The organism is Arthrobacter echini, assembly GCF_004803505.1.
Classification (GTDB): domain Bacteria; phylum Actinomycetota; class Actinomycetes; order Actinomycetales; family Micrococcaceae; genus Arthrobacter_D; species Arthrobacter_D echini.
This window is the reverse complement of sequence record NZ_SSWH01000001.1, coordinates 171,236-192,650: the sequence shown is the minus strand read 5'-3', so window position 1 is coordinate 192,650 and position 21,415 is coordinate 171,236. Positions and strand designations below refer to the sequence as shown.

22 protein-coding genes and 2 riboswitches are annotated in these 21,415 nt (G+C 67.7%); of the genes, 13 read left to right on the top strand and 9 right to left on the bottom strand.

All coding sequences use genetic code 11. From position 1 onward, the window contains the following. Positions 1-22 precede the first annotated feature (22 nt). From E8P82_RS00920 to mnhG, 6 genes are read left to right on the top strand one after another with little or no spacing between them, the layout of a single operon-like run. Positions 23-3,016: a Na+/H+ antiporter subunit A gene (locus E8P82_RS00920; RefSeq protein ID WP_136452609.1), complete on the top strand. Its 2,994-nt coding sequence runs from the start codon at positions 23-25 to the stop codon at positions 3,014-3,016. Continuing rightward, positions 3,013-3,519: an NADH-quinone oxidoreductase subunit K gene (locus E8P82_RS00915; protein ID WP_136452608.1), complete on the top strand. Its 507-nt coding sequence runs from the start codon at positions 3,013-3,015 to the stop codon at positions 3,517-3,519. Before E8P82_RS00920 ends, E8P82_RS00915 begins: the two co-directional genes overlap by 4 nt. Continuing rightward, entirely contained in the window at positions 3,516-5,126 is a 1,611-nt protein-coding gene (locus E8P82_RS00910; RefSeq protein WP_136452607.1) for a Na+/H+ antiporter subunit D, read from the top strand. Before E8P82_RS00915 ends, E8P82_RS00910 begins: the two co-directional genes overlap by 4 nt. Then, positions 5,123-5,671: a Na+/H+ antiporter subunit E gene (locus tag E8P82_RS00905; protein ID WP_136452606.1), complete on the top strand. Its 549-nt coding sequence runs from the start codon at positions 5,123-5,125 to the stop codon at positions 5,669-5,671. The genes E8P82_RS00910 and E8P82_RS00905 overlap by 4 nt, the downstream gene beginning before the upstream one ends. After that, on the top strand, positions 5,668-5,925 hold the full coding sequence (locus E8P82_RS00900) for an MrpF/PhaF family protein (RefSeq protein WP_136452605.1): 258 nt from the start codon (positions 5,668-5,670) through the stop codon (positions 5,923-5,925). Before E8P82_RS00905 ends, E8P82_RS00900 begins: the two co-directional genes overlap by 4 nt. A gap of 4 nt (positions 5,926-5,929) precedes the next feature. After that, complete coding sequence (mnhG, locus tag E8P82_RS00895) at positions 5,930-6,361, top strand: monovalent cation/H(+) antiporter subunit G (protein ID WP_281275755.1); 432 nt, start codon at positions 5,930-5,932, stop codon at positions 6,359-6,361. 26 nt (positions 6,362-6,387) lie between these two features. Here mnhG and E8P82_RS00890 read toward each other — a convergent pair whose 3' ends face one another. The 3 genes from E8P82_RS00890 to E8P82_RS00880 form a co-directional block, all read right to left on the bottom strand. Beyond that, positions 6,388-8,001: an FAD-dependent monooxygenase gene (locus E8P82_RS00890; RefSeq protein WP_211096765.1), complete on the bottom strand. Its 1,614-nt coding sequence runs from the start codon at positions 7,999-8,001 to the stop codon at positions 6,388-6,390. A 14-nt stretch (positions 8,002-8,015) separates the two neighbouring features. Next, a complete protein-coding gene (locus E8P82_RS00885; protein WP_136452604.1) occupies positions 8,016-8,663 on the bottom strand; it encodes a 4a-hydroxytetrahydrobiopterin dehydratase in 648 nt (215 codons plus the stop codon). 70 nt (positions 8,664-8,733) lie between these two features. Next, on the bottom strand, positions 8,734-9,918 hold the full coding sequence (locus tag E8P82_RS00880) for a cation:proton antiporter (RefSeq protein WP_168796458.1): 1,185 nt from the start codon (positions 9,916-9,918) through the stop codon (positions 8,734-8,736). 188 nt (positions 9,919-10,106) lie between these two features. Here E8P82_RS00880 and E8P82_RS00875 point away from each other — a divergent pair, with 188 nt between their 5' ends. Beyond that, positions 10,107-11,231, top strand: coding sequence for an FUSC family protein (locus tag E8P82_RS00875; RefSeq protein WP_136452603.1), 1,125 nt, complete (start codon positions 10,107-10,109; stop codon positions 11,229-11,231). A gap of 68 nt (positions 11,232-11,299) precedes the next feature. Continuing rightward, positions 11,300-11,743: a GyrI-like domain-containing protein gene (locus E8P82_RS00870; RefSeq protein ID WP_136452602.1), complete on the top strand. Its 444-nt coding sequence runs from the start codon at positions 11,300-11,302 to the stop codon at positions 11,741-11,743. A gap of 93 nt (positions 11,744-11,836) precedes the next feature. Here the strand turns inward: E8P82_RS00870 and E8P82_RS00865 are convergent, their stop codons facing one another. Further along, positions 11,837-12,097, bottom strand: coding sequence for a DUF4235 domain-containing protein (locus tag E8P82_RS00865; RefSeq protein WP_136452601.1), 261 nt, complete (start codon positions 12,095-12,097; stop codon positions 11,837-11,839). Positions 12,098-12,193: 96 nt separating this feature from the next. Beyond that, a riboswitch (TPP riboswitch) is annotated at positions 12,194-12,318 on the top strand. A gap of 63 nt (positions 12,319-12,381) precedes the next feature. Here E8P82_RS00865 and E8P82_RS00860 point away from each other — a divergent pair. Genes E8P82_RS00860 through E8P82_RS00850 form a run of 3 tightly spaced genes read left to right on the top strand, consistent with a single transcriptional unit; the run spans position 12,382 to position 15,274 of the window. Beyond that, positions 12,382-12,990: an ECF transporter S component gene (locus tag E8P82_RS00860; protein ID WP_136452600.1), complete on the top strand. Its 609-nt coding sequence runs from the start codon at positions 12,382-12,384 to the stop codon at positions 12,988-12,990. Then, positions 12,987-14,480, top strand: a complete 1,494-nt coding sequence (locus E8P82_RS00855; RefSeq protein WP_136452599.1) for an ABC transporter ATP-binding protein — start codon at positions 12,987-12,989, stop codon at positions 14,478-14,480. The genes E8P82_RS00860 and E8P82_RS00855 overlap by 4 nt, the downstream gene beginning before the upstream one ends. Continuing rightward, positions 14,477-15,274 (top strand): energy-coupling factor transporter transmembrane component T family protein, encoded by a 798-nt coding sequence (locus E8P82_RS00850; protein WP_136452598.1) that lies wholly within the window; start codon positions 14,477-14,479, stop codon positions 15,272-15,274. Before E8P82_RS00855 ends, E8P82_RS00850 begins: the two co-directional genes overlap by 4 nt. A gap of 382 nt (positions 15,275-15,656) precedes the next feature. Here E8P82_RS00850 and E8P82_RS00845 read toward each other — a convergent pair whose 3' ends face one another. The 4 genes from E8P82_RS00845 to E8P82_RS00830 form a co-directional block, all read right to left on the bottom strand. Then, complete coding sequence (locus E8P82_RS00845) at positions 15,657-16,394, bottom strand: amino acid ABC transporter ATP-binding protein (protein ID WP_136452597.1); 738 nt, start codon at positions 16,392-16,394, stop codon at positions 15,657-15,659. Further along, positions 16,391-17,158 carry an amino acid ABC transporter permease gene (locus E8P82_RS00840; RefSeq protein WP_136452596.1) on the bottom strand — a complete coding sequence of 256 codons (768 nt, stop codon included), beginning with the start codon at positions 17,156-17,158 and terminating at the stop codon, positions 16,391-16,393. Before E8P82_RS00840 ends, E8P82_RS00845 begins: the two co-directional genes overlap by 4 nt. Before the next feature lie 10 nt (positions 17,159-17,168). Next, positions 17,169-18,101, bottom strand: coding sequence for an ABC transporter substrate-binding protein (locus E8P82_RS00835; protein ID WP_136452595.1), 933 nt, complete (start codon positions 18,099-18,101; stop codon positions 17,169-17,171). A gap of 157 nt (positions 18,102-18,258) precedes the next feature. Next, positions 18,259-18,376, bottom strand: a riboswitch (SAM riboswitch). Between the two features lie 97 nt (positions 18,377-18,473). Next, positions 18,474-19,352 (bottom strand): aminodeoxychorismate lyase, encoded by an 879-nt coding sequence (locus E8P82_RS00830; RefSeq protein ID WP_136452594.1) that lies wholly within the window; start codon positions 19,350-19,352, stop codon positions 18,474-18,476. 176 nt (positions 19,353-19,528) lie between these two features. On the opposite strand from E8P82_RS00830, the gene E8P82_RS00825 reads away from it, so the two are divergent. Then, the gene (locus tag E8P82_RS00825) at positions 19,529-19,903 is read left to right on the top strand and encodes a hypothetical protein (protein ID WP_136452593.1); all 375 of its coding nucleotides are present in this window, start codon (positions 19,529-19,531) and stop codon (positions 19,901-19,903) included. Between the two features lie 45 nt (positions 19,904-19,948). Here E8P82_RS00825 and E8P82_RS00820 read toward each other — a convergent pair whose 3' ends face one another. Continuing rightward, complete coding sequence (locus E8P82_RS00820) at positions 19,949-20,704, bottom strand: class I SAM-dependent methyltransferase (protein WP_136452592.1); 756 nt, start codon at positions 20,702-20,704, stop codon at positions 19,949-19,951. A 209-nt stretch (positions 20,705-20,913) separates the two neighbouring features. Between E8P82_RS00820 and E8P82_RS00815 the strand changes: the two genes are divergently transcribed. Continuing rightward, positions 20,914-21,285 (top strand): nuclear transport factor 2 family protein, encoded by a 372-nt coding sequence (locus tag E8P82_RS00815; RefSeq protein ID WP_136452591.1) that lies wholly within the window; start codon positions 20,914-20,916, stop codon positions 21,283-21,285. The last annotated feature ends 130 nt before the right edge of the window (positions 21,286-21,415 follow it).

Sequence of the window (21,415 nt, the reverse complement as noted above, 5' to 3'; positions counted from 1 at the left end):
CCTGCAGCGGAGAAGCGAGACCATGCTCACTGTGCTCATCGCGATGTTCGCGCTGGCACTCGTGGCGCCCGCGCTCTTCTCCCGCTTAGGACGGTCGGCGTTCTTCATCCTCGCGGCCGCACCCGCAGCGGCCTTCGGCTGGCTCCTCGTCATGCTCCCGGATGTTCTGTCCGCCGACCAGGGCGCCCTGGTCGGCGGCGACGCTCCGCCGTCCGTCACCGTCCCGTGGATCCCCGGCGTGCACCTCGAGCTCGCCTTCCGGCTCGACGCGCTCGCGGCGGTCCTGTGCATCCTCGTCCTGGGAGTCGGTGCCCTGGTCCTGTTCTACTGTGCGCGCTACTTCAAGGACGACGACGCCGACCTCGGGGCATTCGGTGCGCAGTTGCTCGCCTTCGCGGCAGCGATGTTCGGACTGGTGCTCGCGGATGACCTGATCCTGCTGTTCATCTTCTGGGAACTGACCACCATCCTGTCCTACCTGCTGATCGGGTACTCGCGCCACCGCCTCTCGGCGCGTCGCTCCGCCCTCCAGGCGCTGATCGTCACGACCGCCGGCGGCCTGACCATGCTCGTGGGCCTGATCATCCTCGGTGAGGGGGCCGGTACCTACCGCATCTCCGAGATCCTCGCCGGCGCGGATGCCCTTGCCGCCCGCGGAACGATCATCGACGTCGCGATCGCGCTGGTGCTGGTCGGAGCCATCACCAAGTCCGCGCTGGTGCCCTTCCACTTCTGGCTGCCGGCGGCGATGGCCGCGCCGACACCCGTGAGTGCCTACCTCCACGCCGCGGCCATGGTGAAGGCGGGGATCTTCCTCATTGCCCGCTTCGCGCCCGGTTTCAGCGAGACCACCCTGTGGTACCCGATGATCTTCCTCCTCGGTATGACGACGATGCTGCTCGGAGGCTGGCGGGCGTTGCGGCAGTTCGACCTCAAGCTCGTCCTCGCCTACGGGACGGTGAGCCAGCTCGGGTTCCTGACCATGGTCGTGGGGCTCGGCGGACGGGACGGCGCTGTTGCCGGGCTCGGCCTGCTGCTGGCCCACGGGTTCTTCAAGGCGACGCTCTTCCTCGTGGCGGGGATCATCGACCACGAGGCCGGTACCCGGGATCTCAGGAAGCTCTCCGGCGTAGGGTCCGCGTCGCCGGCGCTCTTCGTGGTGGCACTGGTCGCGGCGGCGTCGATGGCCGGAGTTCCGCCCCTGGTGGGCTTCGTCGCCAAGGAAGCGGTGTACGAAGCCTTCGTGGTCCAGGCAGAGGAGGGAATCATCGGCACTCTTCTGCTCGGTGGGGTCGTCCTCGGATCGATCCTGACCTTCGCCTACAGCGCGCGTTTCGTCTGGGGAGGATTCGCGCTCAAGCACGGGACACCGCGGACCGATTTCGCGAAGGTCCCGGTCGCCTTCCTCCTCGCGCCGGCCGTCCTGGCCGTCGCCTCCGTGGTCTTCGGGCTCTGGCCCGACCCGCTCGACATCCTGGTCCAGCCGTACGCGACGACTTTCACCTCCACTGTCGCAGCCCCGCATCTGGCCCTGTGGCACGGCATCGGTCTGTCGTTCGTACTGACCGTGGTGACACTCGGTGCAGGAGTGGCACTGTTCCTGCTGCGCGGCCCGGTCGAGCGGCTCCAGTCCCGTCTTCCCCACGTCCGCGAGGCGGCGGCCGTCTACTGGTCCGTGCTCGGCGTCCTCGACGTCGTCGCGCGGTGGGTCACCGGCCGGACGCAGCGAGGCTCCCTCGCGTTCTACCTGTACGTCATCCTGGCGACCGCGGTCCTCGTGCCGCTCACGGCCCTCGTCCTCCTCCGGGCACCCATGGCCACCGACGTGCAGTGGGCGCAATCGCCGGCCGAGGTGGTCGTCGCACTGGCCATCCTGGTGGGCATCGTCGGCGCGCTCAGGGCACGCAGGCGCTTCACCGGCGTCCTCATGGTCAGTGTCACCGGGTACGGCCTGGTCCTGATCTACGCCCTGCATGGTGCACCGGATCTGGCACTCACCCAGATGCTCGTGGAGACCATCGTGCTCGTGGCGTTCGTCCTGGCACTGCGGTCGCTGCCCTCGGGGCTGTGGAGCAGGGCCGGGAACCAGCGCAGACTGCTGCGGGGGGGTCTGAGCATCGCGTTCGGCTCCATCATCGCCGTGATCGCGGTATCAGCCGCGGCGTCCAGGACGGCGGCGCCCATCTCCCTGGCGTATCCCGAGCTGGCCTACACCGAGGGCGGCGGCGCCAACACCGTCAACGTCCTCCTCGTGGACATCCGGGCATGGGACACCTTCGGCGAGATCACGGTCCTGGCGCTGGCCGCCACCGGGATCGCCAGCCTCATCTTCATCCGTGGACGCAGCGACACGAGGAAGCGGGCCGTCGACGTCGAGGACGGCTCGGTCGATCGCACACAGGAGTCCCTGGATGCCGGAGGCCGTGCGGAAGCAGCACGTGAACTCGCCGCGCACTTCGCCGAAGCCGCCCGGGACCCCTGGCTGGTCGCGGGAAGAACACTCGCGCCCGAGCGGCGATCGATCATCTTCGAGGTCATCACGCGTCTGCTGTTCCACACCGTGATCGTGCTCTCCATCTATCTCCTGTTCGCCGGACACAGCCTGCCCGGCGGCGGCTTCGCCGGTGGGCTCCTCGCGGGGATCGCCCTGACGATCCGCTATCTTGCCGGTGGCCGCTTCGAACTCGGCGAGGCGACCCCGCTCAGCGCCGGTGCGCTGCTCGGCACCGGCCTGCTCGTCGCCTTCATGAGCGCGATGGTGCCCCTGGTGTTCGGAGGCGCCGTCCTGCAGAGCTACATCCTGGAGTTCAGCCTGCCCCTGATCGGTGACGTGGAGTTCGCGACCTCGACCTTCTTCGACATCGGGGTCTATCTCATCGTCGTAGGGCTCGTCCTGGATGTCCTGCGGAGTCTGGGTTCGGAACTCGACGTCCGGACGGAAACGGGGCCGCTGCCGCAGGACGAGTCCGCGCAGGACGCCGCCGTACCATCGACCATCGAGGAGGTGCGCCCGTGACCGTCGACCTCACGCTGATCGTGCTCATGGCCGCGTTCCTCGCCGCGGGTCTCTACCTGCTGCTCGAGCGGAGCCTGACGCGCGTGCTGTTCGGCCTGATCCTGCTCGGTAACGGCGTGAACATCCTGATCCTCGCGATGAGTGGGGTCGGCGGCGCGGCGGCGTTCTACACGGAGGGAACATCGGGGCGGGACTACGTGGACAGCCTGCCACAGGCCCTGATCCTCACGGCGATCGTCATCACCTTCGCGGTGACCTCGTTCATGCTCGGCCTGATCTACCGGTCGTGGGTCCTGGGCCGGAAGGACGAGGTGCAGGACGATCCCGAGTCGCTGCGCCGTGAGACCGAGGACGACTACGGGCACGCGGACGACGCCGACAGGGCGGCGGACGCCTCGGAGTTCCCGCACCCCGCCGAGGTACGTCCCCTCCCTCGTGCAAGGACCACACCTGCGTCCGGGTCGCGGTCCGCGTCCGGATCGACGGGAGGGCAGGCACGGTGATCGCCGCCGATTTCGCGCCGCTGGCCGTCGCGCTGCCCCTCCTCGGTGCCGCCGTGGCGTTCATCCTCATGCGGTACTCCCGTGCCCAGCGCCTGGTCAGCGTCACGGTCCTGGGACTCACCCTGGGTCTCGCAGTGGTGATGCTCCTGGCGGCTCCCTCCGCCGGGACGCACGCGGTGCGCCTCGGAGGCTGGGAGCCACCGTTCGGCATCGTGCTCGTGGTGGACCAGTTCTCGGCGCTCATGCTCGTGGTGTCCTCGGCGGTCAGTCTCGTGGTGCTCATCTATGCGGCGGGCCAGGGGACGGAGGACAGCGGCGACGAGGCGCCCGTGTCGATCTTCCATCCCACGTACCTGATCCTCGTGGCCGGCGTCTCGAACGCCTTCATGACGGGAGATCTCTTCAACCTCTACGTGGGCTTCGAGGTCCTGCTGACCGCGAGCTACGTGCTGATGACACTCGGCGGGACGGCGCCGCGGGTACGGGCAGGAATCACCTATGTGGTGGTGTCCGTGGTGTCCTCGATGCTGTTCCTCATAGCCATCGCGATGATCTACGGAGCCACGGGCACGGTGAACATGGCCGACCTGGCCACCAAGCTCGACGACGTGGACCCGGCGACGCAACTGGTGCTGCACCTGATGCTGCTCGTGGCGTTCGGTATCAAGGCCGCTGTCTTCCCGCTGTACTTCTGGTTGCCGGATTCCTACCCCACCGCGCTGGCCCCGGTGACGGCGGTGTTCGCGGGGCTGCTGACCAAGGTGGGTGTGTACGCCATGGTGCGTGTGGAGACCCTCCTGTTCCCGGGCGGTCGGCTCGGTTCGTTCCTCATGGTGGTCGCCCTGGTCACCATGGTCGTGGGGATCCTCGGCGCCCTGGCGCAGTCCGATCTCAAACGGCTGCTGTCCTTCACCCTCATCAGCCACATCGGCTACATGGTCTTCGGGCTGGCACTGTCCTCACGGCTCGGCCTGGCGGCTGCCGTCTACTACGTGGTGCACCACATCATCATCCAGACGAGCCTGTTCCTCGTCACGGGGCTGGTGGAGCGCCGCGCCGGAACGGCGGACGTCGACCGGCTCGGCGGCCTGGCCAGACTGTCGCCACTGCTGGGCATCCTGTTCTTCATCCCCGCCATGAACCTGGCTGGGATACCGCCGTTCTCGGGGTTCCTCGGGAAGCTCGGACTGCTCGAGGCGGGCGTGGACGCCGGCACGCCCCTGGCCTTCGTCCTCGTAGCAGGGGCAGTGTTCACCAGTCTGCTGACACTGCTCGTCATGGCGCGGGTGTGGAACCGTGCGTTCTGGCGCAGCACGGAGGATGTCGAGGATCCGGAGCCCATCCTGCTCGTCGGCACGGCACCGGACTCGACCGCGAGTGGAATGCACCGGGTGGCTGATCAGATCACCGGAACCTCCCTCGCGAAGGAGTCCGTGAAGCTCCTGCCCGGCTCGATGACGGGCCCCACGATCGGGCTCGTCACCCTCGGAGTAGCCCTGACGTTCCTCGCCGGTCCGCTCTACACGCTCACCGACAACGCAGCAGCCGACATGCTCGAGAGGACGCCCTACATCGAGGCCGTCCTCGGAGTCGGAGCCGGCACATGAGTCGGCAGAAGTTCTCCCTCGTCACCGATATTCCGCTCATCATCTGGCTCACACTCGTGTGGAGCGCCCTCTGGCAGGATTTCGGCCCGGGCACGCTGATACCGGGTTTCATCATCGCGATCGTGGTGGTGAACTTCTTCTACCTGCCTCCCGTGGGCCTGAGTGGTCGTTTCAACGTCCTGTCACTGATCGCGTTCAGTGGTCGCTTCCTCGTCGATCTGGTCACGGCCAGCTTCGAGGTCTTCTGGCTCGCCATCAGCAAGGGTCCGGATCTGCGGAACGCCGTCGTCGCGGTGAGGCTGCGCACCCGCTCGGACCTCATCCTCACCGCGACCGGGCACGTGACCTCGCTCGTTCCCGGGTCATTCGTCCTGGAAGTGGACCGCGGGTCGTCGACGCTCTATCTGCACTGCCTCAATATCGTGACCCCGAAGGATGCCGACGCCGTGCGCGCCTCGGTGCTTCGTTCGGAGGCCGGGCTCATCCGCATCATGGGGACACGGAAGGAACTCGACGAGTTGCGGGCCGAGGAGTCCACACCATGACCATCGTGATCTATGTCGTGCAGTCAATACTCGCCCTCGCCGTGATGCTCGCGCTGTACCGGGCGGTCGTCGGCCCGTCGATCCTCGATCGGGCTCTGGCACTCGACGTCGTTCTCGCCATCATCTCGGCCGCACTGGTCCTCACCATGATCGTGAACCATCACCTGGACCACCTGATCCTGCTCGTGGTCATCTCGCTGGTCGGCTTCATCGGCTCCGTCGCGGTGGCCCGCTTCCTGACGGACAGGGGATAGTACCGTGCTCACCGATGTCATCGTCTCGATACTGCTGATCGGCGGAGCATTCATGTCCCTTGCCGCCGGTATCGGGCTCCTCCGCTTCCCGGACCTGCTCTCGCGCATGCACGCCGCCACCAAACCGCAGGTCCTCGGGCTCCTGCTCGTCCTCGCGGCGCTCGCCGTCGAGACCGGGAGCTGGTTGCTGCTGCCGGTCCTGTTCCTGTGCTGGCTCTTCCAGCTGCTCACCAGTCCCGTGTCGGCGCTCATGGTGGGTCGCACCGGCTACCGCACGCGGCACCTCAGGCGCGAGCTGCTCACCCTGGACGAACTCGACGACGTCGTGGAGCGGGCGATCGTCGACCAGGCCGAGCGGCAGCGGCCAGCAGGCGCTGACGGCGCCGACGCTGGAGTGCAGGACGGGCCGGGCGGATCCGCAGGTGCCGCTCGATGACCGCGCGCTTCTCCACCCGGTACCTGTCACGTCCCGCCCGGGCGGTGCGGCGGCGCGCTCGTCCCCTCACGTGATGCCTGGAAGATCGAAACAGCCGTCTCCGGCGACGCCGCCCCCGCCACGAATCCGTCGGGTCGCACGAGGTACAGCACACCCGGGCGGAGTGGGGTGGCACTTGTGGACCCGAAGGTGTGGAGCGGCAGGTCGAGCTCCCGGGCGGCAGCCGCGGCCCGTGCGCGGGTGGTGTCGTCCGCCGCGTACAGGTGCATGCCCCACTCGGCGGCCCGAAGCACATCGAAGTTCTCGCCGGTCCACGGCAAACGGCGTCCCGTGACGCGATCAGGCCGTCCGCAGCGAGTCCGGCGCGCGGCCCGGCCTCGGCGGCCAGGAACACCGGCAGGGTCACCGTCCATCGGGTAGTGGGTCCTCAGCTGGCCGAGGTAGCCGGCGAGTCGGCGTCCCAGGGGCAGATGGGGCAGCACGGCGACGCCGAGCGGCAGGACGAGGCGCGGGACGTACTTCCGCACCAGCATCGCCGTCGTGGACCGGGAGGTGATGCCGCGGAACAGGAGGTCGGTGGTGGCCAGGAGCCGCAGTGCCACGGGCCGGCGCTCCGCCTCGTACCGGTCGAGGAGGCCGTCCGCAGCTTCCGACCGGACAGCCTCGGCGAGCTTGAACGCCAGATTGTGCGCATCCTGCAGCCCGGTGTTCATGCCCTGCGCTCCGACGGGGGAGTGCACGTGGGCCGCATCTCCTGCCAGCAGCACCGGCCCGTCGCGGAAGCGAGCGGCGATCCTGTGGTGGACGCGGTACGTGGAGAACCACCGGTGATCCTCGTAGGTCACCCCGAAGGCGTCCCGGAGCCGTCGTCGTGCGTAGTCCTCCGTGACGGCGCTCGTGGGCTCATCGGCAATGCCGATGAGCCGCTGGCCACTGCGTCCCGCCGCGTCGGGGCGCATGGGGAAGGCGAGGAGGAACTCGCGGACGCCCTGCCGGATGTTCACCGAGGCAGGGGCGAGACCGCTGACCCCCACGGCGTCGACGAGGTAGAACATCTGCCGACTGGTGGTGCCTTCGAACGGGATCCCGCGGAGGGACCGCACCGTGGAGGATGCGCCGTCACATCCCACGAGGAAGCGTGTGCGGACGGTCACCGGAGTCGCGGAATCCTCGGATCCGCCCGGTCCCTCGATCACGGCGGCGACGCCGTCGGTAGCGCCCGCATCCTCGAGTCCCACCAGACGGTGGCGCCAGTGGACAGCGCCGCCCAGAACGTGCAGATTGTCCGCCAGGATCCGCTCGTTGGCACTCTGTTCCAGGACGTACAACCCGGGGTAGGGGGTGAGGCCCTGCCCGAGTGCGGTCAGCGGAACGGGCCCGAAGGCCCTGCGGCCGAAACCCTGCCGCATCGCCGTGGCTCTGACGGCTTCCTCGAGAACTCGGTCGATCACGCCGAGCTGGGCGTAGATCTCCATGGACCGGGTCTGCACGCCGAGCGCGCGGGATTCGACGGTCGGGCCGTCCTTGCCGTCGATGAGCAGGGCGCTGACACCGAGTTCCACGAGCCAGTTCGCCAGCATCAGCCCGGTGGGCCCGGCTCCGACGACGAGCACGTCCACGCGCTCCGGTACGTGCTCCACGGCGAGGCTGCTCGTCAGCGGTCGAGAATGGTGCAGACGCAGGCCCGGTTGCCCTCCGCATCGGCCAGCACCGTGAAGGAGGGCGCCTCGGCGTCGTCGACGATCCGGCCGCCGGCGGAGACGGCCGCGGCGATGCGGGTATCGGCGACGTCGTGCGGCACCCACAGATCGAGATGGAAACGCTGCCGGGGTGTCTCGTGGTGGTCGGTGTGCTGGAACCACAGGAGCGGCACTCGTCCACTGGGATCGACGACGTCGTCGCCGTCCACCGCCCCGGCATCGCCGGTGAGCAGTGCCGCCCAGAACGGGCCGATGGTCTGTGCCTCGGCGGTGTCCAGGGCGAGCTCTACCACGGTGGGTGCCCCGGGATCAGCGTTGATGCCGCGACCGGCGGCGAGCTCGCTGATGCTCCGGGCCAGGTCAACATCACGTTCTGTGACCCCGCCGGCGTCGTGACTGAGCAGTTTCACGTCCACGTGAGGGTAGGTCAGGACGACGTCGGGATGATGACGGGCGTCCTCCGCCAGCTCACCGATGGCCGCCACGAGGGCGAGACCCGTGGTGAAGTCCCGGGTCAGGAAGCGAGCGTGAAGAGCCTGCGGCAGTTTCCGCCAGTCGGCGAGGCCGGCGTCCAGGATCTGCGCTGTGCTGAGGAGGCTCATGCCGCCAGTATCGTCGCGTCCGAGGGGGAAGAGAAGACCCCTTCGCGGTCCCGACCAGGTGATCTTCCGATCAGGTGGTCGGCTGGCGCGCGTCCTCGTCGTCGAACTGCCGGGCGATCACCACGTCCGTGGAGGAGTGGGCGAGGATCGAGAGCACGATCACCAGTCCCACGAGATGGAAGACGTAGTCGGCTTGGACGATCCCCGATTCCAGCACCAGCAGGCCGTACACCACGGACGCGAAGCCCTTCGGGCCGAACCACATGGCAGCGAGCCGCTGTTTGCCGGGAAGATTGGCGCCGATGAAGGACACGAGGAGAGCCGCGGGCCGCGCGGCGACGATTGCGAGGACCGCGAACACCCAGCCGAGCAGCGGGATCTCCTGGAACAGGAAGTCCGGCGTGATGAGGGCACCGAAGACGAGGATCGCAGCGAGTTTGAGTAGCTCCGTGACCAGTTCGCCGAACTGCTCGAACTCCCGGCGGTACTCGGGCCCGCGTGAGGCCACCGTGATGCCGGCAGAGAAGGCGCCGAGGAACAGATTGGCGTGGGTCGCGGAGCAGATGGCCAGCACGAGGAGACCGATGGAGACTGTCAGCAGCGGCTGGAGCTTCGACTCGGCCTTGAGGAAGGGGAGGCGGTCGAGCGTGATGACCACGAGCGGAACCACGACGCCCACGACGATTCCCAGCAGAATCTCCCCCGCCAGGGCCCAACCCTCCGTCTCGGTCCCGCCTGCCACCGCGAGGAGGACCAGGACGATCGGCAGCGCGAGGCCGTCGTTGACCCCCGATTCGACGTTGAGCAGGTGCCGCAGTTTCCCGGGTACTTCCTTCCGGCCCACGATGGCCGATGCGAAGACGGGATCGGTGGGTGCCAGGACCGCGCCGAGCAAAAAGGACTCGAGCCAGGGCAGACCGGCGACGTAGTGGGCGAGGACGGCGGTGACAAGGAGTGTCAGGGGGAGCCCGAGGAGCAGAGCCCGCCCCGGTAGGCGCCACGCGGAGCGGAGGTCCTGCCAGCCGACCTTCATGCCGTCGGTGAACAGGACCGAGAACAGTGCCAGTTCGGCGAGCGTGCCGACGATCGGATCACCGGAGGCGATCGGGACGACGTCGAGCACGCCCTCACCGAGGACGAAACCCGCGAGGAGGAACAGGACGGCCGTGGAGAGGATGGTGCGGCTTGCCCGCTCGGAGATCAGGACCCCGATGAGGAGCACCACGGAGAAGCTCAGGATGAGCGCGGACGACACAGAAGATCCTTCGATAGGTGTGGCAGGTACGTGGACAAACGTAGCGGCTGCCGGTGCGTGGTGCAGGGCGATCGACGCGTTGCGGGCAGGGAAAAAGGACTGCTACACGCTAGGGGATAGATCACGCCAGCTGTGCCGTCCTGGCGGATCCCGGTGCGGGAGCAACGCCGCGGTGCGATACTGCGAGGATGTCCCCCAGGAAGACTCCCAGACGGGAGACCCTCGCAGCCCGCTTCGACGACGGGCTGACGGGGCGCGTGCGTGCCGTGGCCACCGATCCCCAGCTCGTCCTGGCGGCCAAGGCGGCGCTCGCCGCTGCCATCGCGTGGACGATCGCGAACGCGCTGCCGGGTACGCCGTCGGAGTACCCCTACTACGCGCCTCTCGGTGCGCTGCTGGCCATGTATCCCACCGTCGCCGGGACACTGACGCAGGGGCTGCAGACAGTGGCCGGCCTCACCATCGGCATCGTGCTGGCCTACCTCGCCGTGTGGGCGGGCGACCCGAACTGGCTGACCATCGCCTTCGTGGTCGGCATGGGAGTGCTTCTTGCCGGGAGACTGAAGCGCACAGCAGGCGGAGGAACGGGTATAGCCTCTGCGGGATTGTTCGTCCTCGTGATCGGCAACGACAATCTCGGGTATTCACTGGCCTATTTCGTGCAGACGATCGTAGGGGTTGTGGTGGGTCTCGCCGTGAGCGGGCTGATCTTTCCGCCGCTGAATTTCAACGACGCCGTCGGTCAGATGAGTTCTCTCCGCAGGATGGCTGCCCAGGATCTCCAGGAGATGGGGCAGGCCCTCGAGGAGGACTGGGCCGAGGACGACCCCCGGTGGGCCAGGCGCAGGGACGACCTGATGAGATCCACCCGGAACGCGCGCGACGCCCTGCGCTACGCCGATGAGAGCCGGAAAGGCAACGTCCGGTGGCGTTTCCATCCACGCGACATCACCAGGGACTACTACCGTGTGGAGGTTCTGCAGACCGTAGCATCACACACCCTCAACATCACCAACATGCTTCAGGATGCGCTCCACGGCACCAGCCACGAGAGCCCCATGCCGGAATCATTGCGACCCGTACTGCAGGAGGCGTTCACCGCAGTGGGTCAGGTGCTCGATCTCTGGACGGTGGAGGAGTCGGATGGCGGGATGTTCCTGGCCGCCCAGCAGAGGTTGCGGGCGCTCGAGCGGGCAGCCTACGAGACGGTGTCGCCGGACGTTCCGTTCGGTGCGGCGGCGGCGATCGGGATGAGCCTGCACCGCATCCTCCAGGCGGTCATGCCGGATCTGCGCGTCGAGTCGAGTGACTGACGCTCCTGCCGGCGGCGGAGAATACTTCCGCCGTCGCGTCGGCAGCTGAATCTGGTACTGATGGAACCATGAGTCAGGAAGCCACCAACCACGGTCTCGGAGTGATCGACAGGGTGACGCGTGCGGACACGCCCGCACTGAGCCGGGACGTCCCGTTCGAACTGTCGGCCATCCAGGCAGCGTGGCCGGAGTTCGAGAACGCCTTCGATTCGTTGCAGGGACGCCGGATGATGGGGCTGGTCTTCAACGACGACGACCGTTATCGGATGTCCTCCGTGCGAGTCGCCAGGGACGAGGGGAACCCGCTCCGGTTGGACGAGACCGTGATACCGGGAGGCGACTACCTCCGGCTGCGTCTTCGCGGGGAGCCCTCCGTGGTCTATGGGCAGCTTGCTCAGGCCTTCGAGGTGCTCTTCGAGAACGCCGACCAGGATCCCGGGCGCCCGCACATCGAGTACTACCGTCGGGCGGGGGAAGTGGACTGTCTCGTGCCTGTGCATGCCCAGTCCTGACGTGGCGCCGCCGTCCTTCGTGGGTAATCGTCGTCGCGTCGGCGGAGCATGAAGGGGCGCCCTTCCGGGCACCCCTTCATCGTCAACTGCCGCTCAGGTGATGTCGCGCGTCTTCGTGAAGCGCTCGATCGCCTGTTGCGTGGTGCGGTTCGCCAGCACCTGGATCGTGGTGCTGACGGCACCGGAGATGAGTGCGAAGACGAGCGCCGAGCGCAGCGTGCTCTCCAGGCCGTCCTTGCTCTTCGGCGCCGCTTCGCCGGTGATCTTCTCCCACAGGAGATCGACGAGCTTCGTGCCGACGAAACCCGCGCCGAAGCTCAGGCCCGCTCCGAGCAGCTTGAATACAACATTCATGGTTTCTCCTTCTGATCCGGGGTTCTGCGACAAGCCTAGTTGTATAACAGGATCACGGGCGCTAGCCGGGACACCGGTGTACGCTCGATACTGTTCACCAAGCGACAGGGGAGCGCAGATCCGCAGCAGCACAGCGGACCGGGCGCTGAGAGTGCGGGAAGCCGCAGACCCTCGAACCTGATCCGGCTAGTACCGGCGAAGGGAGTCGAGTTCTCGGAGTGTACGACCACTGCAGACGCGGTGCCCGTGCACTCTCCCCTCCTGTATCTCAGGAGGAAAATCCAATGACAGCACCAGCAGCACCGAAGAAGACGTCCCAGCGCAGCAATCAGTGGCGCGTCGTCGACATCGTGGTGGCTTCCGTCATCGCGGTCGCCGTCGGCGTCCTGTTCTTCGCGTGGTCCGCCGGATACTCGGGTATCAGTGTGCTCACCGCGAGCTTCCCACCTCTCGCCGGCCTGTACACCGGGGGGTGGCTCATCGCCGGAGTGCTCGGCGGCCTGATCATCCGGAAGCCCGGAGCCGCGATCTACTGCGAGGTCCTCGCCGCAGCGGTCTCCGCGCTCATCGGCACGCAGTTCGGCGTGAGCGTCCTGCTCTCCGGAGCCATCCAGGGGGCCGGCGCTGAAGTCGTCTTCCTGCTGTTCCTCTACCGGAAGTGGAATCTGCCGGTGGCGCTCCTGGCAGGACTCGGATCGGGCCTGGCCCTTGCCATCAGCGAGAACATCCTCTACAACGCCCTGTGGACCTTCGAGTTCAAGCTCCTGTACGTGGTGTTCGCCGCGGTCTCCGGCACCGTCATCGCGGGTCTGATCTCCTGGCTGGCCATGCGGGGCCTGGCGAAGACGGGTGTGCTGTCCTCCTTTGCCGCGGGCCGCACGGCTGACGTATGACACCAGCTCGTGCTCCGTCCCCGGGCGCCGTCCACGTCACCGCCCAGGGGTGGGGCTGGCGCCATGCGGGGCGAAAGGCCTTCGCGGCGCGTCGGCTCGATCTGGACATCACGCCGGGGGAGCGCGTGCTGCTCCTCGGGGCCTCCGGCGCGGGGAAGTCGACCGTGCTGCACGGACTCGCCGGCGTCCTCGGCACGCAGGACGAGGGCGAACAGGAGGGTGAGCTGCTGCTCGACGGCGTCCGGCCCACTCCCGCGATGGGCCGGGCGGGTCTGGTGCTGCAGGACCCCGAGACGCAGGTGGTCCTGGCACGGGTCGGTGACGAGGTCGCCTTCGCCGCGGAGAATCTCTCCGTGCCCCGGGACGAGATCTGGCAGCGGGTCGACCGCGCGCTCGACGACGTCGGGCTGGAGCTGCCGCTCGATCACCCCACCACCGCGCTCTCGGGCGGCCAGAAGCAACGCCTCGCACTTGCCGCCGTCCTCGCGATGGAACCGGGTCTGCTGCTGCTCGATGAACCCACCGCCAATCTCGACCCGGAGGGCGTCGTCGAGGTGCGCGACGCCGTCGTCCGGGTGCTCGGGCGCACCGGGGCGACGCTCGTCGTCGTCGAGCACAGGGTGGCCGTGTGGGCCGACGTCGTAGATCGCGTGATCGTGCTCGACGCCGGCGGCGGCGTGCTCGCCGATGGTCCGCCGGGCACGGTGCTCGTGCAGGATTCGACGCGTAGCCGTCTTGCCGGCGCGGGCGTATGGATCCCCGGCTGGCGGCCCGCCGTGGGCGGTGCCATGCCATCCTCTGCCCCGGGTCCGGCGCTGTTGTCGGCGCGCGGTCTCACCGTTGCCCGCACCAGACGTGGCCCGGCTGCAGTGGAGTCTCTGGAGATCGAGGTGGGCGCAGGGGAAGCGCTCGGCATCACCGGCCCGAACGGCGCCGGGAAATCGACGGCAGCCCTGACGCTCGGCGGGCTGCTCCGTCCCCGCGCGGGGACGCTGGAGGCGCAGCCGCTCCTCGCCGGGACGGCCGGCAGCAACCCCTTCCGCTGGCGCTCGCCGCAGCTCGTGCAGCGCATCGGGACGGTCTTCCAGGAACCCGAGCATCAGTTCCTGACCACCAGCGTGCAGGACGAACTGGAGTTCGGCCCGCGCAGGGTCAGCGACGCCGTGGACGACCAGCGCATCGCCGAGCTGGCCGAGCGGCTCCGGCTCACCCACCTGCTGGGAGCGAACCCCTTCACGCTGTCCGGCGGGGAGAAGCGGAGACTGTCCGTCGCGACGATGCTCGCCACCGCTCCGCGTCTGCTGATCCTCGACGAACCGACCTTCGGTCAGGACGCTTCGACCTGGGCGGAGCTCGTGACGCTGCTGCGGGAGCTGATCGACGACGGCGTCGCCGTGCTCTCGGTGACGCACGACGCCGATTTCGTCGATGCGCTGGGCGGAGCCACGCTCCACATCTCGGGTGGCGCGGGGCGACTGGTGTCCCGATGAGCACCACCTATCTGACGCCGGTCCTCACGGGCAGGACCCTGCTGCGCGCCAACCCGGTCTCGAAGCTCTTCGCCGCGGTCGTGATCACGGTGGCACTCATGTCCAGCATCGACTGGGTGAGTGCTGCCGTGGTGCTGGTCTGCGAGCTTGCCCTGATGCCGCTGCTGGGCATCAGCGTGTGGGGGCTCCTCCGTCGCATCTGGCCGCTGCTGATCGCCGCCGCTATCGGTGGCTACGGCACGGCGCTGCTCGCGGAGAAGACCGGCGACGTGCTGCTCGCCATCGGGCCCATCGTCTTCACCGAGGACTCCGTCGCCGATGGGATCGCCGTCGGTCTTCGTGGCCTGGCGCTCGCGCTGCCGGGCATCTTCATCCTGCTGACCACGGATCCGACGGACCTGGCCGACGCGCTCGCGCAGAAACTGCATCTCCCGCACCGGTTCGTACTCGGCGGACTCGCCTCCCTGCGCCTCGTGGGCCTGCTCGTGGAGCAGTGGGAGACGCTCGGGCTGGCGCGTCAGGCGCGCGGGGTCGGTTCAGACGGGTCGCTCGTTGCGCGCACGCGGAATCTGCTGGGCCAGTCCTTCGGGCTGATCGTGCAGGCCATCCGGCGTGCAACCCGGCTGGCGACGGCGATGGAGGCGCGCGGTTTCGGCGGGGGCACGCGCACCTGGGCGAGGTCGAGCACCTATTCCGCGCTCGACGCCGTGATCGCCGTCGTCGGGCTCGTGGTTGCGGTGGGAGCGGTGACGACGGCGGTCCTGGCCGGGACCTGGAACTTCATTCTGTCCTGAGCTGTTCTCGCTGCCCGCTGTCATAGATCCGGGGACTTCGGGGGCCTCAACGGTGTGTCGGGGGACGACACGCCGTGCGAACAGGGCCGACGCCGGTCGAAGTCCCCCGAACCGGAACACCTGCCGCCGTCGATCCCAGTTCCGGTAGGGGTGGCCGAGCCGGAACCCGGACGCCCGATGTGGTTGTCCGGTCCGCCGTCCTGCCGTCTTCGGTTACGGATCCGGGGACTTCGGAAGCCCAGGCTGCGTGTCGGGGGACGACACGCCGTGCGACCAGGGCCGACGCCGGTCGAAGTCCCCCGAACCGGAACATCTGCCGCCGTCGATCCCAGTTCCGGAAACGCCCCGAACCTGACATCGGCCCCGGCGCCGGCTCGTATCGCTAGAGCACGTCCGAGAGGAACGAGTGCAGCCGCGGCGTCCGTGGATCGTCGAAGATCGCCGCGGGAGGGCCGGACTCGACGACGACGCCGCCGTCCATGAACGTGACGGTGTCGGAGACGTTGCGGGAGAAGCCCATCTCATGGGTGACCACCACCATGGTCATGCCCGCCGCAGCGAGATCGGCCATGAGCGCCAGCACGCCCTTGACCAGTTCCGGGTCCAGGGCCGAGGTGGCCTCGTCGAAGAACATCACCTCCGGACCCATGGCCAGCGCCCGGGCGATCGCCACGCGCTGCTGCTGCCCACCGGAGAGGTTGCCCGGACGTACCTGGGCCTTGTGCTTGAGCCCCACGAGATCGAGTTGAGCCAGTGCTGACTCCTCGGCCTCGTCCGCCGGCATCTTCCTGAGCTTGCGCAGCGCCAGGGCGACGTTCTCGAGCACGGTCTTGTGCGGGAAGAGGTTGAACTGCTGGAAGACCATGCCGATGCGCCGGCGCAGCTCGTCCGGATTGTCCTTGAGCACGGACCGGCCGTCGAGCAGAACGTCGCCGCGGTCCGGCTCGATGAGTCTGTTCAGCACGCGCAGGAGCGTCGACTTACCGGAGCCGGACGGGCCGATCACCGACGCCGTCGTGCCGCTCTCCACGTGCAGGTCGATGCCTCGCAGCACCCGGTTCGAGCCGAACGCCAGATGCAGGTCCTTGCCGGTCAGGGATCCTGATGTGGTGGTCGTCATGCCCTGGCTCCTTCCTCGACCGGTTCCATGGCGTCATCCTTCGGCTCGATCTGCTGCTTCCTGCCCACGCGCAGTCTGGTGTCGATGAAGTTCACCAGGTGGGTCAGCGGGATGGTGAGGAACAGGTAGAACACGCCGGCGGCGATCAGGGGAGACAGATTGCCGGTATTGCTCGCCGCGTCATTGCCGACCCGGAAGAGCTCGCGCTCGCTGGCGACCAGGCCGATGAAGTAGATGAGCGAGGACTCCTTGATGAGGGCGATGAACTGGTTCACCAGGGCGGGCAGCACACGCCGTACACCCTGGGGGACGACGACGAGCTGCATCGACGAGCGGTAGCTGAAGCCCAGCGCTCGCGAGGCCTCCAGTTGCCCCTTCTCCACGCTCTGGATGCCGGAGCGGAAGATCTCACCGATGTATGCCGAGGCGATCAGCGAGAGGGCGAGGATGCCCAGGGGATAGGGACTGGTGCTGCCCGTGAGCTGCCTCAGGACCGGGCCGAGGCCCAGACCGATGAGCAGGATGATCACGACGGCGGGCAGGCCGCGGAAGATGTCCGTGTACACGCGCGCAGTCCAGCGCAGGGCCCGGTTGCGGGAGATGCCCATGATGGCCAGGACCATGCCGACGATCGTCCCGATGATGCCGGAGGCGAGGGCGAGGATGATCGTGTTCGGCAGTCCGACGGTCAGCAGCTCCGGCAGGATCGCCACCATCGCCTGCCAGTCGAAGAAGGTGTTCCCGAGTTGTTCGAGGGTGTCCATGCAGCGCCCGCTACTCCACGTCCACGGCTCTGCTGCCGGGCTGCCAGTCGGTGGGCAGCTCGCGGTCCGGGTACCATTCCTCGGTCAGTTCGGTCCACGTCCCGTCGGCGATCACGGCGTCCAGACCCGCGTTGAGGGCGTCGATGAGCGGCTGGTTCTCACTGTTGACGGCGTAGGCCGTGAAGTTCTCGGTATTGATGATGGTCTCGGCGATCGTGGTGCCGTCGCCCTCCTTCACCTGGCCCGTGGCCTGCTGCGAGGGCGCCACCCACGCATCGATCTGGCCGTTCCTCACGTTGGCATATACCGTGTTGTAGTCCTGGAAGCGCACGGGCTCGAGCCCGAGCGTGTTGGTCACGTAGTCGTCCTGCACGGTTCCCTGGACCACGCCGATGCGGGTGTCCTCGGACAGCGAGTCGAAGCCCGTGACGGCGGAGTCCTCGGCGGCCACCACAGCCATGTAGCCGAAGTCGTACCCGTTGGTGAAGCCCACGTTCTCCCGGCGTTCCGCCGTGGTGGAGATGGAGGAGGATCCGACGTCGAACTGCTGGTTCTGCACCTGGGCGAGCAGGGCCGAGAAGTCGGTGGAGGCGAACTCCACCTCGAGGCCCAGCTTGTCCCCGATGGCGCGCAGCAGCTCGTTGTCGTACCCCGTGAAGACGCCGTCCTCCAGGAAGATGTTGGGCGGTGCGTCCGAGAGGGTCCCGACGCGCAGGGTGCCGTCGGTGATGAGGTCGAGCTCCGAGATGTCGATCTCGTCGAGGGGTGTGGTGTCGTCGGTCGTATATTGATCGAGCGACTCCTGGTCGCTGCCGGCCAGGGCGTCGGTACCGGCGGTGGATCCTGTGCCCGACGCCGGCTCGGTGTCGGAGCTGCCGCAGGAGACCGTCAGTGCGAGGAGGGGGACGGCGAGGGCCGCGAGGAGTGTGCGGGAGATGGTCATGGTGTCCTTCTTCGGAGCTGGCCCGGATACGGGCGTGCGGAGAGGGGGAAGTGCGCCGGGTGACGGCGGGGAGGATTGACTGCGGGGTGACACGCTCGCTGTTCTGGTTCATGCGCGCGCGGTCGATGTACCCGTGATCTCGGGACAGGACCGCACGACACCGTACTTGCCATCCGGGGGACTTTGCCCGGCGGCCGAATCTTCACCTGGAGCACCCCACTACGGGAGAGGGTTGCTGTCCAGCCGGCCAGGGCCGATGGCTGGAACTCTTGATTTCAGGAAAACGGTAGGACGACGGCGGCTCTGCGGTCAAAAGGCAACGGTCCGCCGCAGACGCACAGCGTCATAAAAGGACGTGCACTACCGGCGGAGCTAGACGAAACGCTCCACGAGGTCGCTGAGCTCCGTGGTCAGAGCAGGCGAGGTCCGTAGCTCCTGGCCGTCGAGGGACACCACGGGCGCCAGCAGGCGGATGCTGGAGATCAGCCAGACGGCGTCGGCCTCGTACAGATGGTGCGGCTCCAATGGTCCGTAGCCCAGTTCCCAGCCCTGCTCCTGGGCGGCGTCGAAGAGGGCGCTCTGCGAGGTCCCGGGCAGGATGCCGCTCTCGAGCTGCGGTGTCACGAGGGTCTTCTGCCCGTCGCGATCGTGGGCCAACAGCACGGTCGAGGTGGGACCCTCGAGGACCTTGCCGTCGGAGGAGGTGAAGATAACGTCGTCGGCCCCGTGCGCCTTCGCGTAGCGCACCGCCGCCATGTTCACCGCATAGGACAGGGTCTTGGCGCCTATCAGGAGCCACGGCGCGCGCTGTGCCACGGTGCTGTCGTAACCGCGCTCGAGGAGGAGTACCCGCAGGCCGGCTTCGCGCTGAGCCAGCGTGGCCGCGGGGACGGGCGTCACCTGTACCCAGGCGGTCGCCTGACTGGCGCCTTCAACGCCCCGGGTGGCCAGCAGCTTCACGGCGGCGGTGGTCCGGTTTGGTTCGGCTGCGGCGAACTCGCGCAAGCCTGTGCTGATAGCGCGGCGCCAGGCATCGGCGTCGGGCACGCTCAGGTCGAGGGCAGCGGCCGACGACGCCAGGCGCCTGAGGTGGGCATCGAGTTTGCGCGGGGTGCCGTCGACGGCGAGGAGTGACTCGAAGAGGCCGTCGCCGCGCGTGGCACCCAGATCGGTGGCCATGAGTTGCGGCTGGGTAGCGTCGACGATCCTGCCGTCGTCGTGGGCGGGATCGAGGAACACCAGTACAGTCATGGCCCACAGCGTAGCGGCTGGGTGCGACCGTCGACGGATAGAGTGTCCACATCGGAGAGCGGGGGATCGTCATGGCCGAGAACGAATCGCGTTCCGGACAGTCCGGAGAAGTCGGACCGTTCCGGGCGCCCGACCGGCGAGAAACACGTGCGGAAACTTCCCGCTCCTCTCAAGCCATGCCGAGCTCTCGCGAAGCACCTCGCGGTTTCATGCTCGTTCTGCTGGTCCTGCTCACGACCATCATCGCCCTCCTGAACTTCGTGTCCTGGTCCGTCATTCTCGGCCTGAGCGCGCTCCTGGTGCCACTCGGGCTCTGGTACTACCTGGCGTCGAGGGGGAAGCCCGCACCGCGACCTGCTCCGAGCCACTCTGGACCCTATATGGCCTACGTCATTCTGCTCCTCCTGGCGATGCAGTCCAGCCGGTTCTGGGAGGTCGCGTCGTGGGGCGAGGCCGGGGTGAAGTGGCTCGTCCTGTTCGTGGTGCTCGGGATCTGCATGAATGGAATGGCATCTGCGACGAGGAAGAACCGGGCTCAGCAGAGCGTGTGACTCCTGCGCGCTTCGCCTCCTGCCGCTCGGCGCCGAGCCCCCACGTCAGGCGGAGGGCAGCCGGTACACCGAGACGTGGCTGCGAGACTCCGCCGTGAAGGCACTACGGTCCCAGTCCGCCCACCTCGACTCCAGCTCGAACCCGGCCAGCCGGGCCATGAGATCGAGCTCGCTGGGCCAGATATACCTGTGCGGTGTGCGGGCAATTCGAGCTGCCGGTCCGTCCGACAGCTCCGGCCCGAACTGGACGTGGTGAGAGATGACGTGCTGCTGCAGCACGTCGTAGGTGTCGACGAGGAGGTATCCGGGCTCGCTCACCTCGAGCGTCCCGCCACGTCCGGGCGACAGCGAGCGCAGTTGCGGCACCCAGAGCTCGACGACGAAGCATCCACCGGGCGCGAGCTGACGGGCAGCGTTCTCGAAGCAGCGGACCTGGTCGTCCTGGGTCAACAGATTGGCGATGGTGTTGAACACCAGGAACGCGAGCGAGAAGTTCTCGCCCGCCGTCGTCGTGGTCATGTCGCCCTGGACGACGCGCATCTGATCCTCAGCGACCTTCTCGCGCAGGACGGCGATCATCGCGTGCGACAGTTCGATGCCGCTGACCTGGACCCCGGCCTCGGAGAGCGGGACGGCGACGCGGCCGGTACCGACAGCGAACTCGACGGCTGGGCCTCCAGCTGCGAGTTGAGAGAGAACTTCCACCGTGGGGGCGAGGACCTCGGGGGAGAACATGCCTTGCCCTGGAGTGTCGTACGCCTGAGCGGTAGCGGCGTCCCAGAGCTGCTGCTGATCGGTCATCCCGCCACTATCGCACCGTCTGCGCAGCTGGACGGCACCCGGTCCGGCGCGCCATGGACCGTTGGCGCCCGCCACTCCCCCGTGACGAGAAGACGAAGGGCATACGGCTACGCCAGCACCAAGCGATGGACCGATGGTGAGTGCTCCGTCGTAGGGGGCTCGACGTTCCGCAAATTGCTCAGCTCGCGGCGGTCTGCCTACATTGGGTCATGCCTGGCCTGGACCACGACGCACTGGTTGCCCTCGAGCGAGCTGGATGGGATGCATTGTGCGCATCCACCGGCGGTGGATTCTACGGCGATCTCATGCTTTCCGAAGGACTGATGGTCCTTGTGAACGGCGCTGTCCTCAACCGCGATGCGGTCGTTGCGTCACTCGATCAGGCACCTGCGTGGGACCGCTACGAGCTGAGCGACGAGAGGCTGGTGCCGATAGGTCCGGGCGCCGCTGCGCTGGTCTACGGGGCCGAAGCGTACCGCGGCGACGAGGACCCGTTCGAGGCGCTCATGGTCAGCACCTACGTCCTTGTCGACGGTTCACCCCGTCTCGCTCTGTACCAGCAGACGCCAACGCCACGCTGATGCTTACCTGATGGTCACTCGACGTCATCGGCAACCGTGGCGTAGCGTGGCGACGGCCGAGCGCAGCGCGTAAGAGTAGGGCCCGTTGTACTGAGAACATCCTGCGCCACGGATTGACGGCGGTCGCGAG

Excerpts from the sequence above, each read along its gene's own strand:
- E8P82_RS00815 (WP_136452591.1), top strand. The coding sequence starts at position 20,914 with ATGCCTGGCCTGGACCACGACGCACTGGTTGCCCTCGAGCGAGCTGGA.
- E8P82_RS00855 (WP_136452599.1), top strand. The coding sequence starts at position 12,987 with ATGACACCAGCTCGTGCTCCGTCCCCGGGCGCCGTCCACGTCACCGCC.
- E8P82_RS00830 (WP_136452594.1), bottom strand. The coding sequence starts at position 19,352 with ATGACTGTACTGGTGTTCCTCGATCCCGCCCACGACGACGGCAGGATC.
- E8P82_RS00840 (WP_136452596.1), bottom strand. The coding sequence starts at position 17,158 with ATGGACACCCTCGAACAACTCGGGAACACCTTCTTCGACTGGCAGGCG.
- E8P82_RS00885 (WP_136452604.1), bottom strand. The coding sequence starts at position 8,663 with ATGAGCCTCCTCAGCACAGCGCAGATCCTGGACGCCGGCCTCGCCGAC.
- E8P82_RS00920 (WP_136452609.1), top strand. The coding sequence starts at position 23 with ATGCTCACTGTGCTCATCGCGATGTTCGCGCTGGCACTCGTGGCGCCC.
- E8P82_RS00860 (WP_136452600.1), top strand. The coding sequence starts at position 12,382 with ATGACAGCACCAGCAGCACCGAAGAAGACGTCCCAGCGCAGCAATCAG.
- E8P82_RS00850 (WP_136452598.1), top strand. The coding sequence starts at position 14,477 with ATGAGCACCACCTATCTGACGCCGGTCCTCACGGGCAGGACCCTGCTG.
- E8P82_RS00905 (WP_136452606.1), top strand. The coding sequence starts at position 5,123 with ATGAGTCGGCAGAAGTTCTCCCTCGTCACCGATATTCCGCTCATCATC.
- E8P82_RS00900 (WP_136452605.1), top strand. The coding sequence starts at position 5,668 with ATGACCATCGTGATCTATGTCGTGCAGTCAATACTCGCCCTCGCCGTG.
- E8P82_RS00835 (WP_136452595.1), bottom strand. The coding sequence starts at position 18,101 with ATGACCATCTCCCGCACACTCCTCGCGGCCCTCGCCGTCCCCCTCCTC.
- E8P82_RS00845 (WP_136452597.1), bottom strand. The coding sequence starts at position 16,394 with ATGACGACCACCACATCAGGATCCCTGACCGGCAAGGACCTGCATCTG.
- E8P82_RS00865 (WP_136452601.1), bottom strand. The coding sequence starts at position 12,097 with ATGAATGTTGTATTCAAGCTGCTCGGAGCGGGCCTGAGCTTCGGCGCG.
- E8P82_RS00875 (WP_136452603.1), top strand. The coding sequence starts at position 10,107 with ATGTCCCCCAGGAAGACTCCCAGACGGGAGACCCTCGCAGCCCGCTTC.
- E8P82_RS00820 (WP_136452592.1), bottom strand. The coding sequence starts at position 20,704 with ATGACCGATCAGCAGCAGCTCTGGGACGCCGCTACCGCTCAGGCGTAC.
- E8P82_RS00870 (WP_136452602.1), top strand. The coding sequence starts at position 11,300 with ATGAGTCAGGAAGCCACCAACCACGGTCTCGGAGTGATCGACAGGGTG.
- E8P82_RS00825 (WP_136452593.1), top strand. The coding sequence starts at position 19,529 with ATGCCGAGCTCTCGCGAAGCACCTCGCGGTTTCATGCTCGTTCTGCTG.